At 73.0% G+C, this 15,293-nt stretch carries 13 protein-coding genes; 5 read left to right on the plus strand and 8 right to left on the minus strand.

The genetic code is table 11. The features are described from left to right. The first annotated feature begins 98 nt into the window (after nt 1-98). Together ACZ7MG_RS04125 and ACZ7MG_RS04130 are read left to right on the plus strand one after the other, a co-directional pair. Nucleotides 99-1,139, plus strand: coding sequence for a FecCD family ABC transporter permease (locus tag ACZ7MG_RS04125; protein ID WP_471392309.1), 1,041 nt, complete (start codon nt 99-101; stop codon nt 1,137-1,139). A 107-nt stretch (nt 1,140-1,246) separates the two neighbouring features. Continuing rightward, nucleotides 1,247-2,356 (plus strand): FecCD family ABC transporter permease, encoded by a 1,110-nt coding sequence (locus ACZ7MG_RS04130; RefSeq protein ID WP_471392311.1) that lies wholly within the window; start codon nt 1,247-1,249, stop codon nt 2,354-2,356. A gap of 208 nt (nt 2,357-2,564) precedes the next feature. On the opposite strand, the gene ACZ7MG_RS04135 is transcribed toward ACZ7MG_RS04130, so the two are convergent. After that, nucleotides 2,565-3,431: a hypothetical protein gene (locus ACZ7MG_RS04135; RefSeq protein ID WP_471946115.1), complete on the minus strand. Its 867-nt coding sequence runs from the start codon at nt 3,429-3,431 to the stop codon at nt 2,565-2,567. Nucleotides 3,432-3,602: 171 nt separating this feature from the next. On the opposite strand from ACZ7MG_RS04135, the gene ACZ7MG_RS04140 reads away from it, so the two are divergent. Further along, nucleotides 3,603-4,439: an ABC transporter ATP-binding protein gene (locus ACZ7MG_RS04140; protein WP_471392796.1), complete on the plus strand. Its 837-nt coding sequence runs from the start codon at nt 3,603-3,605 to the stop codon at nt 4,437-4,439. 168 nt (nt 4,440-4,607) lie between these two features. Here ACZ7MG_RS04140 and ACZ7MG_RS04145 read toward each other — a convergent pair whose 3' ends face one another. Further along, a complete protein-coding gene (locus ACZ7MG_RS04145) occupies nt 4,608-5,555 on the minus strand; it encodes a methionyl-tRNA formyltransferase (protein ID WP_471392313.1) in 948 nt (315 codons plus the stop codon). 117 nt (nt 5,556-5,672) lie between these two features. On the opposite strand from ACZ7MG_RS04145, the gene ACZ7MG_RS04150 reads away from it, so the two are divergent. Then, nucleotides 5,673-7,007 carry a lysine N(6)-hydroxylase/L-ornithine N(5)-oxygenase family protein gene (locus tag ACZ7MG_RS04150; protein WP_471392315.1) on the plus strand — a complete coding sequence of 445 codons (1,335 nt, stop codon included), beginning with the start codon at nt 5,673-5,675 and terminating at the stop codon, nt 7,005-7,007. Nucleotides 7,008-7,103: 96 nt separating this feature from the next. Here ACZ7MG_RS04150 and ACZ7MG_RS04155 read toward each other — a convergent pair whose 3' ends face one another. Beyond that, the gene (locus ACZ7MG_RS04155; RefSeq protein ID WP_471392317.1) at nt 7,104-8,393 is read right to left on the minus strand and encodes a streptophobe family protein; all 1,290 of its coding nucleotides are present in this window, start codon (nt 8,391-8,393) and stop codon (nt 7,104-7,106) included. Between the two features lie 224 nt (nt 8,394-8,617). On the opposite strand from ACZ7MG_RS04155, the gene ACZ7MG_RS04160 reads away from it, so the two are divergent. Then, a complete protein-coding gene (locus ACZ7MG_RS04160; RefSeq protein WP_471392320.1) occupies nt 8,618-9,919 on the plus strand; it encodes a DUF6777 domain-containing protein in 1,302 nt (433 codons plus the stop codon). A 113-nt stretch (nt 9,920-10,032) separates the two neighbouring features. On the opposite strand, the gene ACZ7MG_RS04165 is transcribed toward ACZ7MG_RS04160, so the two are convergent. The 5 genes from ACZ7MG_RS04165 to ACZ7MG_RS04185 all read right to left on the minus strand — a co-directional run bounded on the left by ACZ7MG_RS04165 (nt 10,033) and on the right by ACZ7MG_RS04185 (nt 15,291). Beyond that, nucleotides 10,033-11,505, minus strand: coding sequence for an esterase (locus tag ACZ7MG_RS04165; RefSeq protein WP_471392322.1), 1,473 nt, complete (start codon nt 11,503-11,505; stop codon nt 10,033-10,035). Nucleotides 11,506-11,670: 165 nt separating this feature from the next. After that, a complete protein-coding gene (locus ACZ7MG_RS04170) occupies nt 11,671-12,522 on the minus strand; it encodes an ABC transporter ATP-binding protein (protein ID WP_471392325.1) in 852 nt (283 codons plus the stop codon). Next, complete coding sequence (locus ACZ7MG_RS04175; protein ID WP_471392328.1) at nt 12,519-13,499, minus strand: ABC transporter ATP-binding protein; 981 nt, start codon at nt 13,497-13,499, stop codon at nt 12,519-12,521. Before ACZ7MG_RS04175 ends, ACZ7MG_RS04170 begins: the two co-directional genes overlap by 4 nt. Beyond that, nucleotides 13,499-14,341 carry an ABC transporter permease gene (locus tag ACZ7MG_RS04180; RefSeq protein ID WP_471392331.1) on the minus strand — a complete coding sequence of 281 codons (843 nt, stop codon included), beginning with the start codon at nt 14,339-14,341 and terminating at the stop codon, nt 13,499-13,501. Before ACZ7MG_RS04180 ends, ACZ7MG_RS04175 begins: the two co-directional genes overlap by 1 nt. Continuing rightward, on the minus strand, nt 14,338-15,291 hold the full coding sequence (locus ACZ7MG_RS04185; RefSeq protein WP_471392334.1) for an ABC transporter permease: 954 nt from the start codon (nt 15,289-15,291) through the stop codon (nt 14,338-14,340). The genes ACZ7MG_RS04180 and ACZ7MG_RS04185 overlap by 4 nt, the downstream gene beginning before the upstream one ends. Nucleotides 15,292-15,293: the final 2 nt, after the last annotated feature.

Consider the following 15,293-nt stretch of genomic DNA (forward strand, 5'->3'; position numbering starts at 1 on the left):
TTGTCCCAACAGCGGCAATCGGCGGGGAAGGAAGACCTACAGTTCAACGGGCGCTCGCCCTACAGTTAAGGCAAGCCTCATCAAAGAAAGTTGAAGACGTGGGGACCTCGACGGTCCGGGCGGCGAAAGGCCCCCGCGCGGTACTGCTGCTGACGCTCTCGGGCGTGGCCCTGATCACACTGTGCGCCCTGTCGATGGCGTTCGGCGCGCTCGGTGTCCCCCTCGACCAGGTGTGGCACACCCTCCTCGGCGACCCTCCCAACACCCGTGTCGACACCGTCATCTGGTCGGTACGGCTGCCCCGCACCGCCCTCGGACTCGCCACCGGCGCCGCCCTCGGACTCGCGGGCGCGCTGATGCAGGCACTGACCCGCAACCCGCTCGCCGACCCCGGCATCCTCGGCGTCAGCGCGGGCGCCGCCTTCGCGGTCGTCCTGTCGGTCGGAGTGCTCGGCATCTCCTCGGTGTACGGGTACATCTGGTTCGCCTTCGGCGGCGCGTTCACCGCCAGCGTCCTCGTGTACGTCCTCGGCGGGCTCGGCCGATCCGGCTCCACCCCGGTCAAACTCGCCCTGGCCGGCGTCGCCGTGACCTCCCTGCTCTTCTCCCTCACCAGCGCGATAGCCCTGACCGACCCGGACGCCCTCAACCGCTACCGCTTCTGGAGCGCGGGCTCGCTCGCCAACCAGGACGAGGCGGTGCTCCTGCGCGTCCTGCCGTTCCTCGCCGTCGGCGCGCTTCTCGCCCTGGCCTGCGCCCCGGCCCTCAACAGCCTCGCGCTCGGCGACGACGTGGCCAAGTCCCTCGGCCTCAAGCTCGGACTGATCCGCGTCCAGGGCGTCATCGCCGTCACCCTGCTCACCGGGGGAGCGGTCGCCGTCATCGGCCCCGTCGTCTTCGTCGGCCTGGTCGTGCCGCACATCGCCCGTGTCCTGGCCCAACTCGCCGGACTCGGCCCCGACCACCGCTGGCTGCTGCCGCTGTCGGCGGTCCTCGCCCCCTGCCTCCTCCTGACCGCCGACATCGCCGGCCGACTGATCGCCCGCCCCACCGAGATCCAGGCCGGCATCCTCGTCGCCTTCATCGGCGGCCCCTTCTTCATCGCACTGGTCCGCCGCCGACGCCTCGCGGAGCTGTGACATGACCTCTCGAACGGGCGGGCACGGGCCTGTGCTCGACGAGCCTTGGCCTTCGAAACCGTGGTGCCCGTGGCCCATGACGACAGAACCCGTGGAGCTGTGAGCCGATGACCACCGAACTCACCTCCGCGCCGCCCCCGAAGGGCGCCGCGGACCCGACTCCGAGACGGCGTACGGCCGACCGCCTGGCCTTCCGGCTCCCCGCGCCGCCCGTCTCCGGTGTCGTACGCCCCCGGCTGCTCGCCGTCTGTCTGCTGCTCGCGGCCGCCGCGTTCCTGGCGTTCGCCGTGGAGACCTCCGTCGGCGACATCCATCTGCCGCTCACCGACGTGCTGAAGGCCCTCGTCGGAACGGGCGACCCCGGCACCGAACTGATCGTGCGGGAGCTGCGGCTGCCGCGCGCGCTGGCCGGGCTGCTCGTCGGCATCGCGTTCGGCATCTCCGGGGCCCTGCTCCAGACCGTGACGCTCAACCCGCTGGCCAGCCCCGACATGATGGGCATCACCCAGGGCGCCGGCGCGGTGGTCGTCGCCGGGATCGTCCTCGGCTGGGACGGCGGCCTCGGCACCCAGGCCCTCGGCCTGCTGGGCGCGTTGACCGCCGGACTGCTGGTGTATGCCCTGGCCTGGAAACGCGGCACCACCGGCTACCGCATCGTCCTCGTCGGCATCGGCATCGCCTGGATCTGCACCAGCATCACCGACTACCTCATCGCCCGCGGCCAGCGCTTCCAGGCGCAGGCCGCCCTCGGCTGGCTCGTCGGCAACCTCAACGGCCGTACCTGGGAACAGATCCAGCCGCTCGCCGTGACCATGGCCGTGCTGGTGCCGGCGGCGGTGCTCCTCGGCCGGCAGATCCGGGTCCTCCAGCTCGGGGACGACGTCGCCAAGGGGCTCGGCACCAAGGTCCACATCGTCCGGGTCGCCGTCCTGCTCATCACGGTCGGCCTCGTCGCCTTCGGCACGGCCACCGCCGGGCCGGTCGCCTTCGTGGCGCTCGCCGCGCCCCAGGTCGCCCAGCGCCTGGCCGGCACCCCGTTCCCGCCGCCCGTCGCGGCGGGGCTCACCGGTGCCGTGATGGTGCTGGTGTCCGACCTCGCCGCACGGAAGGTCATCCCGGACACGGAACTCCCGGTCGGGGTCGTCACCGGGGTGCTCGGCGCCCCCGTCCTGCTGTGGCTGCTCATCCGCGCCAACCGCGCCGGTTCAGGAGGCTGAAGACGTGTCATCGAAGTACGAACCGGCCACGAAGGGCGAAGCCCATGCGAACCCCGCTGCCGCCCCGGCCGGCCCCGCTGCCGAAGCCCAGGGAGGCGCCCGTGCCGGTCACATGGCCGACAACGGCACCGAGGCCCGGATCGGCCCCGCTGCCGAAGCTCTGGCCGGTTCCGGTGGCGAGAACAAGGGAGGCGTCGGTGCCGGTGCCTCAGCAGGCGCCCGCCCTGATGCCCAGGCTGATTCCCCCGCGGCCACCTCGACCGGTTCCGGCGCCGAAGCCCCGCCCGGTTCCGGTCCGGATGCCCCAACCGGTCCCGATGGTGACGCGCCGGGAGGCTTCCGCGCCGATGCCCCGGGCGACAGCGGTGTCGAAGTCCGGGTCGGCTCGCGCGCCGATGCCTCGGGCGGTTCCGGTGGTGATGTGCCGGGAGGCTTCCGTGCCGGTGTCCCGGGCGACAGCGGTGTCGAAGTCCGGGTCGGCTCGCGCGCCGATGCCCCGGGCGGTCCCGGTGGCGATGTGCCGGGAGGCTTCCGTGCCGGTGCCCCGGGCGACAGCGGTGTCGAAGTCCGGGTCGGCTCGCGCGCCGATGCCCCGGGCGGTCCCGGTGGCGATGCGTCGGGAGGCTTCCGTGCCGGTGCCCCGGCCGACAGCGGCGTCGAAGTCCGGGTCGGCTCGCGCGCCGAGGCCCCGACCGGTCCCGGTGGTGACGCGTCGGGAGGCTTCCGTGCCGGTGTCCCGGGCGACAGCGGCGTCGAAGTCCGGGTCGGCTCCCGTGCCGACGCCTCGGCCGGTTCCGGTGCCGAGACGGAGGGGAGCCCTCGTGCCGGTGTCCCGGCAGACGCCGGCGCTGACGTCCCGGCCGACTCCCGCGCGGCGACCTCGCCCGGTGCCGGTCCCGAAGTCCCGTCCGGTGCCCGTCCGGATGCCCCGACCGGCTCCGCCGCCGAAGCGCCGCCAGGCTCCCGTCCCGGTCTCCCGACGGACACCGATGCCGAAGCCCGGGCTGGCACCCACCCCGACCCGCACTCGGATCCCCGCCCCGTCCTCGGTGGCGGCTCCCGCGCCGGTTCGCACCCCGGTGCAGGCTCGGATTCCCGCCCCGGCAACCGCCCCGGCCCCGCTGACGGCCCCGGCGTAGGCGCTCCCACCAACTCCCGCCCCGACACCCCCACCGACTCGCACCCCAACCCGCACTCGGATCCCCGCCCCGGTCACCACGCCGGCCCCCGCGTCCGTGGGCCCGAGCTGCGTGCCCAGGGGCTTCGCCTCGCCTATGACGATCGGGTCGTCGTCGAGGATCTCGACCTGGTGATCCCGACGGGGCGGGTCACGGCGATCGTCGGGGCCAACGCCTGTGGGAAATCGACCCTGTTGCGGGCCCTGGCCCGGCTGCTCACGCCCAAGGCGGGGGCCGTCCATCTGGACGGCCGCTCGGTGCACTCCATCCCGACCCGCACCCTCGCCCAGCAGCTCGGCATCCTCCCGCAGACCCCGGTCGCACCCGAGGGCCTGACGGTCATCGACCTGGTGGGGCGCGGGCGTTCACCGCACCAGACGTGGTGGCGCCAGTGGTCGAAGGGCGACGAGGAGGCCGTCCACGAGGCGCTCCGCGCGACCGCTATGACCGACCTCGCCCACCGGCCCGTCGACGAACTCTCCGGCGGACAGCGGCAACGCGCCTGGATCGCCATGGCCGTGGCCCAGGGCACCCCCGTGATGCTGCTGGACGAGCCGACGACGTATCTCGACCTCGCCCACCAGATCGACGTCCTCGACCTGGTCACCGACCTCAACCGGCACCAGGGCCGCACCGTCGTCATGGTCCTGCACGACCTCAACCAGGCGTGCCGGTACGCCGACCACATCATCGCCATGAAGGGCGGGCGCATCGCCGGCGAGGGCACCCCCGCCGACGTGATCACCGCCACGATGGTCGAGGACGTCTTCGGTCTGCGCTGCGTCGTGCGCGAGGACCCCGTCAGCCGTACGCCCATGGTCATCCCGATGGGCCGTCACCACGAGGGCACGGGACGGGAACCGGACGACGCGGACGCGGTGTCCGTGGCGGGCACCGCCGGCTGACGCGCGACTGACGCGCGGCCGACGGTGCCCTCGGCCTCACGGACCCGCAACGGCAACGGGCCCGTGAGTGGCCACGGGACGGGCGGTCACCCCCTGAGGGAGCACGGACGGCCCGTCCGGTGGGTTCACGTTCACCGGACGGGCCCGCCGCCCGTCATCCGCGCGGGTTCACGGACGAGCCGTCAGATAACCGCCCATCGTGCGGAAGTACTCCGTCGCCGCCAGCTCCTTGCCGTCCTCCGTCCGCACCCGCTTGACCAGCAGCCCCGGCAGCCGCCCGGAACGGGCCTGCGCACCGGCGACGATGACGACACCGTCGCCCTCGCGGATGAAGATCCGGCCCGGCGTACCGCCGTACCGCCCCTCGGAGACACCGGCCGAGACGATCCGGATCCGCTCGCCCCGGTGGTGGGTGAACGCGTTGGGATACGGGTCGGACTGGGCCCGTACGAACCGCTCCAGATCCTCCGCGGGCCAGGTCCAGTCGATCCGGCTGTCCTCCAGGGACCGCTTGTGGAAGAAGCTCGACCGGGAACGGTCCTGCGGTGTCCACACGGCCTTGCCGGACGCGATGAGTTCGAGCGACTCGGTGACCAGTGGACCGATCAGGTCGACCGTGCGGTGGAACAGGTCCGTCGCCGTGTCCCGCGGTCCGACCCGCACCGAACGCTGCAACAGCACATCGCCCATGTCGAGTTCGGCGTCCATGCGGTGCGCCGTGACACCGACCTCCGGCTCGCCGTTGATGAGCGCCCAGATGAGCGGCGAGAAGCCCGCGTACGTGGGGAGCAGGGAGTCGTGGATGTTGAGCGTGCCGTGGGGTGGCAGATCGAAGATCTCCGGCGGCAGCCAGGTACGCCAGTTGTTGGCCACGATGAGGTCCGGTTCGGCCTCCTTGAGCGCGCGCAGCAGCTCGTCGTCGTCCGGGCGATTGCGCAACAGCACGGGCACACCGTGCTGTTCGGCGAGATCCGCGACCGAGTCGCTCCAGATCTTCTCGTACGCGTGGTCGCTCTTCGGATGGGTGACAGCCAGGACCACCTCGTGGCCGGAATCCAGCAGTGCCTGCAGCGTCCGGTGTCCCCAGGTCTGGTACCCGAACATAACGACCCGCATATGAGCCCTCCTCAGCCGTTGCTAGGTAAGGCTAACCTTATCTAATATGTCCCTGCTTGGGGGAGGCTGTGTTCCTGCTTGAGAAACTCTGTGACCCGCTCTATGAAAGGCGATGCGGTGACAACGCTGCACACCGGGCCGGATTCCATCTACGACGTACTGGGTATCGGATTCGGCCCATCGAATCTCGCACTCGCCATCGCACTGCACGAACAGTCCGTCGACGCCGGTCCGGAGGGCGGGCTGAAGGTCGGGTTCCTGGAGAGACAACCCCGGTTCGGATGGCACCGCGGGATGCTCATCGACGACGCCACCATGCAGGTGTCCTTCCTGAAGGACCTGGTGACGATGCGTGATCCCACCAGCGACTTCAGCTTCCTGTGCTACCTGCGCGACCGGGGCCGACTCGTCGACTTCCTCAACCTCAAGACCCTGTTCCCCCTGCGCATCGAGTTCCACGACTACTTCGAGTGGGCCGCCGCCCGCGTCGCGCACCTCGTCGAGTACTCGTCCGAGGTCGTCTCGGTGCGTCCCGTCACCCGGGACGGCGTGGTGCGCTGGTTCGACGTCACCAGCCGGGTGCCCGGCGACCCGGACAGTCTGACCGTCCGCCGCGCCCGCAGCGTCTGCGTCGCCACCGGCCTCGAACCGCGGCTTCCGCAGGGTGCCTCCCTCTCCGAACGGGTGTGGCACAACAGCCAGTTGCTGCCCCGGGTCGAGAAGGTCCGGGCGTCGGGACAGCCGATACGCCGGGCCGTCGTCCTCGGCGCCGGACAGAGCGCGGCGGAGGCCGTGGACTACCTCCACCGCAACTTCCCCGAGGCCGAGATCTGCTCGGTCTTCGCCAAGTACGGCTACACGCCCGCCGACGACAGCCCCTTCGCCAACAAGATCTTCGATCCCGAGGCCGTAGACCTGTACTACGACTCGCCCCGCGAGGTGAAGCAGTCGCTCTTCGACTACCACCGCAGCACCAACTACTCCGTGGTGGACATGGATCTGATCGAGGCCCTGTCCCGGACCATGTACCAGGAGAAGGTCCAGGGCCACGAGCGGCTGCGGATGATGAACGTCTCCCGGCTGCGCGAGGTGGACGCGGGCACCGACGACGTCAAGGTGACCGTGGAGTTCCTGCCCACGGGGGAGCGCGAGGTCCTCTCCGCCGACCTCCTCGTCTACGCCACCGGCTACCAGCCGCAGGGCGTCGGCGACAACCTGGGCGAGATCGGCAAGCTCTGCCTGCGCGACGAGGAGGACGCCCTCCGCGTCGGCCGTGACCACCGGGTGGCCACCGTGCCCGATGTCACCGCCGACATCTACCTCCAGGGCGGCACCGAGCACACCCACGGCCTCACCTCGACCCTGCTGTCCACCACCGCCGTACGGGCCGGGGAAATCTGCGCCTCCCTGGTGGCCCGCCGCGCGGCAGGCATGGCGACCGCGGAGGGCTGAGCGACCGACACCGGGCGGGCGCCGAACGGTGCCCGCCCGCGTACGGGGTGCGGCCGGCGTCCGCCCGCGTACGGGGTGCGGTCGGCGCCCGCCCCACTACCGGGTGTGGCCGGCGTCCGCGTCGACCGCACCCCGCCGTCGCACCCCCTTCGCCAGCGCCCCGCCCAGGAACCCGGTCACCAGCCCCCACAGGACGGCCAGGCCGAGCGCGGACCACAGATGGGGCCGCAGGTACAACTCCCCGCCCAGGTCACCGCCAAGGTCGCCGATGCCGAGGACCGACAGCCCGTAGTGCGCGGAGATCCGGCCCACCAGACAGACCGCCAGAACGGTGAGCACGAGCGCCGCGGCCATGTGCACGGCGTGCTGCCACAGCCGTACCCGGGCCGGTGAGCGCGCCGCCATCACGAACGCGGCGGCGACCAGCAGCACGGCGTTCACCACCAGGAGCCACCAGACCCGGCCGTCGTACTCGGCGAGCGAGCCCAGGTTCAGGGTCGACACATCGGGTCCGCGCACGACCTCGTCCAGGATCTTCGGCATCGGCAGCCCGAAGGGCCCCTCCACCTGGCTGTCCCAGGTGGCGCCCAGCCCGACGGTGAAAACCAGCCACACCACGTTCGGCAGCCCCAGCAGGATCACCGCGGCCGTCTCGGCGGCATGCCCACGGGTCGCCGCCACCACGACCGCGATCACCAGCCCGATCCCGACATACGCCAGCAGCAGCCCGACCATGGCGTACGCGGCCGGGCGTACCGACTCCTGGAACCGCAGCAGCCGCGCCGGCAGGGGCGCCCCCCGCGACACCAGCAGCGCCAGGACGAGGACCCCGGCGAGCCACAGCAGCCCGAAGAACACCGTCGGCACCACGGCCGCCTCGAAGCCGACGCCGGCGGAGGTCCCGAGGAAGTCGCCCACGTCACCGAGGGAGATGTCGAAGGTCTGCCGGGCCGCGAGCGCGAGACCGATCAGCGCCGCCAGCCACAGGACGGCGATCCGGGCCGCCCAGCCCGCGAGTTCGGCCGCCCCCGCCACCGCCCGGTGCCGCAGCGGCCGCAGGAACCCGGCGGCCATGACCAGCGCGCCCACCAGGGTCACCGACAGCGGGACGACCGTCAGACCGGCCTGGGTCTCGGCGAAGGCCCCGGCGTCGCCGGACAGTTCGATCGTGCCGCCGACCGCCGTCACCACGGTGGCCGCCACGACCCGGGGGAACGCGCCGTCCGGGAGGTCCGCCGCACCCGCCGCCCACAGCCCCAGGGACGCCGTCACGATCATCGCGATCAGCCCGGCCAGTACGACGGCCAGGGCCTGGAGCCAGCCGTGCCGGGCGACCGCCCGCTCGGGTGCGGTCGTCTCCTGGGGACTCAGCGTCCGGGGACTCACTCTTGCCACGCTAAGCACGCGGGAGGCACTCCGCGCGCCGGGAGGCCCGGGCCCGCTCGGCTTGCGGGTGGCACGGGACCAGGGCACACAATGGGCCTGTTGTGGAATAAAGCGGTGGTAAAGGCAGGTAAACGCCTGAACCTGTACACAACCTGCACATCGCCGCGGCATCTCTGTGGCGCGGCATCTCTGTGGCGCAGCATCTCTATGGCGGGAGAAGCCCCGTGAGCTCCGAGCAACCGTCCTCCGGCCGTCCGACCGGACCCCCCTCCGGCCCGCTCTCCGGGCCGACGCAACCCAGCCCCGCCCCGCCGAGCCCGACCCGGCCGAGCGGCACGGACGGCGGGGGCGGCGGGGGCGGACCAGAGGGCCCCGGCGGGCCCGGCGGCTCAGGCGGCGGCTCAGGCGGCTCCGGCGGATCCGGTGACTCCGGGCAGGGGCCCGGAACCCCCGGTCACCCCTGGTGGCGGTCCGCGCCCCGGATCGCCCTCATGGTCACCGCGGCCGTCGTCGCCGCGGTCCTGATCATCGTCCTCACCCGCTCCGACGACTCGGGCGACTCGGCCGGCGGCGAGGTGTTCCTCCAGGCCGCGGGCAAGTCCGGCCCCGACCCGTTCACCGAGTCGACGGCCACGGACAGCTCCACCCCGCCCGAGACCCCCGAGACGACACCGGGCAGCTCGGAACCCGGCAATGTGACCCGCGCCGTGGACGGCGCCTCCCCCGGCCTCTACGGCGGAACCCGGAACGTCGCCAGCTGCGACGTCGAGAAGCAGGTCGAGGCGCTCGGGGCCGACCCCGCCAAGAACGACGCGTTCGCCTCCGTCGCCGGCGTCGAGTCCGCGCGGGTCCCCGCCTATCTGCGCGCGCTCACCCCGGTGCAGCTGCGCATGGACACCCGCGTCACCAACCACGGCTACCGCGACGGGGCCGCCACCAGCTACCAGGCCGTCCTCCAGGCCGGCACCGCCGTCCTCGTCGACGACCGGGGGGTGCCCCGGGTGCGCTGCGCCTGCGGCAACCCGCTGAAGCCGCCGATCGCGCTGCAGACCACCCCCGAGCCCAGGGGTGACTCCTGGCCGTCGTACCGGCCGCAGAACGTGGTGGTCATCGAGCGCTCGACGACGATCGTCAAGGTCTTCGTCCTCTACGACGCCGAGCACGACGACTGGTTCACCCGGCCGCGCGGCGACACCGGCGGCAAGGACAAGAAGACCGACCCGCCCGTCGACCGGCCCTCCCCGTCGGTGTCGACCTCGTTCACCGAGGAACCGCCCACCAAGAAGCCCGAGCCGTGCCGCCCGACCCCGCGCGGCGCCACCGGGGACGGGAAGACCGAGAGCCCCTGCCCGTCCTCGTCCTCGGTGCCCCCGACCACCCCTTCGGAACCGGAACCCGAGCCGGAGACCTCCGAGCCCACGACGGAACCCGAGAGCCCCGAGACGGCCGACTCGCTGCCGGACGACACCCCGACGACCGAGACGGAGTCCCTCGGCGCCCCGGAGTCGCTCACCCCGGAGTCCTGACCGGCCGACCGGCTCACCGAGCGGCCCCGGGGCCCGCCGGATCTTCCGGTCGACAGGCCCCGCGACCGGCGGCCGGGTCGTCCACGCCGACCACGACCCGGCTGCCGCCCGGCTCACTCGTCGATCGCCGACCCGAACCGCGCGCCCACATGCGGCGCCCCGAGCGAGGCGGCGTTGTACGTCCACGACCCCGACGCCGTGATACCGCCCGCGCCCGCCGACAGCACCCAGACATGGCCGTCGCCGGCGTTCTCGCCCGGCGCGGCGGCCAACAGCCCGAAGCGGCCGTCGCTGTTCGGGTCGGTCAGCCGGACCTGGGCGCCCCACTTGTCGCCCTTCTCGGCGGCGCCCGGCACGTCCGCGGAGTTCTGGTCCCAGGACCTCGCGCCGGTCGCGGTCAACCCGGAGGCCGCGCCGCGCAGCACCCACACCGCGCCCGCGTCCGCGACCGTGCCGATGTCCTCGCCCGTGGCGCCGATCGCCACGTCCGCGTACCCGTCCCCGTCGGTGTCCGCGACCGACAGGTCCGAGCCCCAGCCGTCACCGGCCTCGGCGACACCGGGCACCCCGGGGGAGTCCTGCACCCACCACCGCGGCTCCGCCGCCGGCCCGTCCGGACCGCCGAGACGCACCCCGACCAGACCGCCGGTCATCGTCTCGCCGGGGTTGTCGTCCGGGGAGGCGGGCTCGCCGGTCACCAGATCGTCGTAGCCGTCGTTGTTGAGGTCCCCGGACGCCGCGACCGGACCGCCGCGCAGATCACGCTCGTACTTCAGCCCGTCCTCGTTCCCCGACAGATACGTGGACCAGCCGTGACCGGGCTCGTCACCGACGCTGAGGCCCGACACGATCAGATCGGCGAAGCCGTTCTTGTCGTAGTCGCCGGTGGTCAGGGACTTGGCGGCGATCTGCCGGGCCTCGGCGGAGTTCGCGTCGAGCCGCCGGGTGGCCTCCGGGCGCGCCGAGGTGCTCGCCGCGCCGCCGAACGAGAACAGCTCCACGTCGTACCCGTCGAGGACGGCGAGTTGGTCGCCCTCGGTCTCGGCGGTGAAGCGCGCGGCGGCGAGGCCGAGGCCGAACCGCTCGTCGGCGGCGGGTTCCTGGGTCTCCAGCCAGTCGCTCGCGGCGCCTTTGAGCCCCGCCTTCGAGCCCCAGAGGATGGCGACGCCGCCCGCGTCCTTCTTGGTGTCGAGGTCCTCGCCGGGGATGCCGACGATCGCGTCGTCGAACCCGTCGCCGTTCAGGTCCCCGGTGGCCACCGACCCGCCGAAGCCGTCGCCCACCTCGGCCGCGCCCGCGATCCCCGAGGTCGACTGGCTGAAGAGGGCCTTGTCGCTCGTGTCGATGCCTCTGGCCGAGCCGTACTGCACGGTGACCAGCCCGGCCCCGCTCGCGCCGCTGACCGTGGCCCCCGGCGCCCCGATCAGCACGTCCTCGTATCCGTCGCCGTTGAAGTCGCTGTTGCGGTCACTGGCCTGCGTACTGCCGGGCACCCCCGCGTACGCGGTCGGGGCGGCGACGATCGCCGCGCCGGAGACGAGAAGAAAGGCGGCCGCCGCGAGGGCGGCCGAACGGTTCTTGCGCATGTACGGCTCCGATGTGTAAGAACGGCCGGGCAGCGCGGGGGTGTCCGGAAAGGGCCCGTTCCTTGTCCGGCGTCCTGTTTGACGGCGGACGGGACGCGAGGGTTGCACGGGAACGCACCCCACTTGAGGAGGCCTTTCTTCCGGATGAGGCCCCTCATACCGCCCCTACTCCTGCCCGGCGAGCGCCGCCCTTGCCGCGACCGCGTCGTCCGGATCCCAGCCCTCTCCCGGCACGGCGGCCAGCAGCAACCGCGTGTACGGGTCGGCCGGTTCACCGAGCACCCGCCGCGTCGGCCCCTGTTCGACGACCTGTCCGCGCCGCATGACCAGGACGTCGTCGGTGATGTGCTGGACCACGGCGAGGTCATGGCTGACGAAGACGAGGGCGACACCGGTGTCCCGGCGGATCTCGTCGAGGAGGTGGAGGATCTGCGCCTGGATCGACACGTCGAGCGCGGCGACCGCCTCGTCCAGTACCAGCACCCGGGGCCGGACGGCGAGCGCGCGGGCGATGGCCAGCCGCTGCCGCTGCCCGCCGGACAGCTGCCGGGGCCGTGCCTCGGACTCCCGCGCGCCCAGCCCGACCTGGTCGAGCAGTTCGGCGGCGAGCCCCTCGTCCCGGCCGTGCAGCCGCAGCGCGGTGCGCAGACACTGTCCGGCCGTCAGCCGTGGGTCGAGCGAGATGTACGGGTCCTGGAAGACCATCTGGATCTCGCGGGCCCGGGCCAGCCGGGCGTCCCGGCGCCTCGGGGTACGGGCTTCCCGGGGGCGGCCGTCGACCGCGACCGTGCCCGAGTCCGGGCGCACCAGCCCCACGAGCATCCGGGCCACGGTCGTCTTGCCCGACCCGGACTCCCCGACGATGCCGAGGGAGCCGCCCCGGGCCACCGTGAACGACACCGCCTCGGCGGCGGTCAGCCGGCCGCGCCCCGGCAGGGGGTAGGTCTTGCGGAGCCGGTCGACGACGAGCAGGGCGTCGCCGCCCGCCGGGTGCGTGGCCCGGGAGTGGTCGGTCATGACGTGGTGGTCCTTTCCACCGAGGCCGCCGCGACGGGCAGGGAGGAGGAAGCGGCCCCCGGCACCCGTCGGCACGCGGCCGTCCCGCCGTCCGGCAGGGGCATCGCCTGCGGCTGCCAGGTCTCGCAGTCGGGCTCGGCGTCGGGGCAGCGGGGTGCGAACGGGCAGCCCGGGAAGGTGTCGCCGAGGGACGGCGGCCGGCCCGGGATCGGCAGCAGGGCGCGGGGTGTCTCGCCCAGTGTGGGTGAGCAGGAGAGCAGGCCGCGGGTGTAGGGGTGCGTGGGGTCGGAGAACAGGGCCCCGGCGGTGCGCTCCTCGGCCACCCGGCCCGCGTACATGACGTAGACGCGGTCGCAGTACGCGGCGGCCAGATGCAGATCGTGGGTGATGAAGAGCAGCCCGGCCCCCGTCTCGGCCCGCAGCACGCGCAGTTGGGCGAGGATCTCGGCCTGGGTGGTGACGTCGAGCGCGCTGGTGGCCTCGTCGGCGAGCAGCAGCCGGGGCCGCGCGGCGAGCGCCCCGGCGATGACGACCCGCTGGAGCATGCCGCCGGAGAGTTCGTGCGGACGCTGCCGCAGCCGGCGTTCCGGGTCGGACAGGCCCACGGCGGCGAGGAGTTCGACGGCCGCCTTGCGGTCCGCGCCCCGCTCCCGGAGGAAGTCGCCGATCCGGCGTACGGGGTTGAGGGCGGCCCGTGGATCCTGGTGGATCATCGCGACGGTGCGGGCGCGGTGGCGGCGCAGTTCCTCGCCGGTGAGGGACAGGACGTCGGTGTCGTCCACCCGTACCGTGCCGGAGACCCCGGCCCCGCCGGGCAGCAGTCCGAGCGCGGCCTTCGCGGTCGTCGACTTGCCGGAGCCGGACTCGCCGACCAGGCCGACGACCTCGCCGGGGGCGACCCGCAGGGAGACGTCGTCGAGGACCGGGCGGGCGGCACCCGGGATCCCGACGGTCAGACGATCGATGGTGAGCAGCATCAGGCCTGCCTTCCGAGCCGGTCGGCCGCCCAGACGCCGACCACGTTGAAGGAGACGACGACGGCGGCGATGGCCGTGCCGGGGACGAGAGCGGGCAGCAACGCGCCCTGGACGACGGCCGCCTGCCCCTCCTGCACCATCAACCCCCAGTCGGAGCTGGGTGGTTGGGCGCCGAAGCCCAGATAGGAGAGGGTCGCGAGCGACATCAGGGCCTCGCCGAAGAGCACCACCAGATAGCCGGTCACCGCCCGGCCGAGGTTGGGCACCAGATGGAAGGCGCAGATCCGGGCGCCGCCCATGCCCTGCACCCGGTAGGCGTCCACGTACGGCTTGCGGGCCTCGGACAGGGCCAGGGACCGCGTGTACTTGGCGACGGTCGGGGTGTAGGCGAGGCCGAGGGCCAGCACGGAGGTGGTCATGCCGGTGCCGAAGACCGCGATGATCAGGACGGTGAACAGCAGCCCGGGGAAGGCGTACATGACGTCCGTGACCCGGGAGACGAAGGAGTCGACCCAGCCGCCGCGCCACGCGGCGAGCACCCCGAGGGTGACGCCGAGCAGCGCGGCCACCGCGAGCAGCAGCAGCGGGGCGATCAGGCTGGTGCGGGCGCCGTGCAGGACCCGGGAGAGCAGATCCTGCCCGGAGGCGTCGGTGCCCAGGAGGTGGTCGCCGCTGGTGCCGGCGAGGGAGGCGGACAGGTCGATCGCGTCGGGTGCGTACGGCGCGAGCAGCGGGGCCAGCGCGGCGGCGAGGACGACCAGGGCCAGGAACCCGGCGGCGATCGTGACGCCCACGGGCCGGCGGGACCGGATCCCGACGGGGGTGAGGGTGAGGGTGGTCATGCGGTGCGGGCCTCCTCGCGGACGCGCGGGTCGAGCAGCGGATGGACCAGGTCCACGACGGTGGTGACGGCGATGTAGCCGGTGACCATCAGCAGCAGGACGGCCTGGGCGACGGGGAAGTCATGGGTGTTGATGGCGCCGACGAGCAGTGAACCGATGCCGCTCATCCCGAACGCGGTCTCCACGACGACCGTCCCGGCGAGCATCCCCGCCATGACCAGACCGCACATGGTGATGATCGGGCCGAGCGCGTTGCGCAGCACATGGCGGCGGACGATGTCGCGTTCCGGGATGCCGGAGGCGCGGGCCGCCTCGACGTGGTCGGAGGCGGCGGCCTCCGCCATGGCCTGCCGGGTGACCCGGCTGATCAGGGCGAGCGCGCCGAGCGCCAACGACAGTGCGGGCAGCGTCAGATGGTGCACGGTACCGGCGAGGCCGCTGCCGCTGCCCGTCACCGGGAACCAGCCGAGTCGTACCCCGAAGACCGACACGAGCGCGATCGCGGCGACGAAGGACGGCACGGACGCGGCGAGCGTCGTGCCGCCCACCACCGCCGAGTCCACCCACGTGGACCGCTTCACGGCCGCCAGAATGCCCGCGCCCACGCCGAGCACGACGAACAGCAGCGTGGCGTAGGCGACCAGGCCGAGGGTGGTGGGCAGCCGGGCCGCGACCAGGTCGGACACCTGGTCGCTGTACTTGAAGGAGCGGCCGAGGTCGAGATGGAGGCAGTCCCACAGCCAGCGGCCGTACTGCACGACCAGCGGCTCGTCCAGGTGGTACTGGGCCCGGACGGCCGCGAGCCGCTCGGGGGTGAGCTTGTCGCGGCCGCCGGCCAGGAACACGGCGGGGTCTCCGGGCGCCGCGTACACGGCGGCGAAGATGACGAACGAGGCGGCGAAGAGCGTGGCCAGGAATCCGGCCAGCCGCCGCGCGACACGGGCGGGCACGC

It is taken from the genome of Streptomyces sp. NPDC107538, assembly GCF_055657445.1.

Coding starts and splice junctions, on each gene's coding strand:
- ACZ7MG_RS04145 (WP_471392313.1), bottom strand. CDS start 5,555: ATGCGGGTCGTTATGTTCGGGTACCAGACCTGGGGACACCGGACGCTG.
- ACZ7MG_RS04165 (WP_471392322.1), bottom strand. CDS start 11,505: ATGCGCAAGAACCGTTCGGCCGCCCTCGCGGCGGCCGCCTTTCTTCTC.
- ACZ7MG_RS04180 (WP_471392331.1), bottom strand. CDS start 14,341: ATGACCACCCTCACCCTCACCCCCGTCGGGATCCGGTCCCGCCGGCCC.
- ACZ7MG_RS04175 (WP_471392328.1), bottom strand. CDS start 13,499: ATGCTGCTCACCATCGATCGTCTGACCGTCGGGATCCCGGGTGCCGCC.
- ACZ7MG_RS04130 (WP_471392311.1), top strand. CDS start 1,247: ATGACCACCGAACTCACCTCCGCGCCGCCCCCGAAGGGCGCCGCGGAC.
- ACZ7MG_RS04170 (WP_471392325.1), bottom strand. CDS start 12,522: ATGACCGACCACTCCCGGGCCACGCACCCGGCGGGCGGCGACGCCCTG.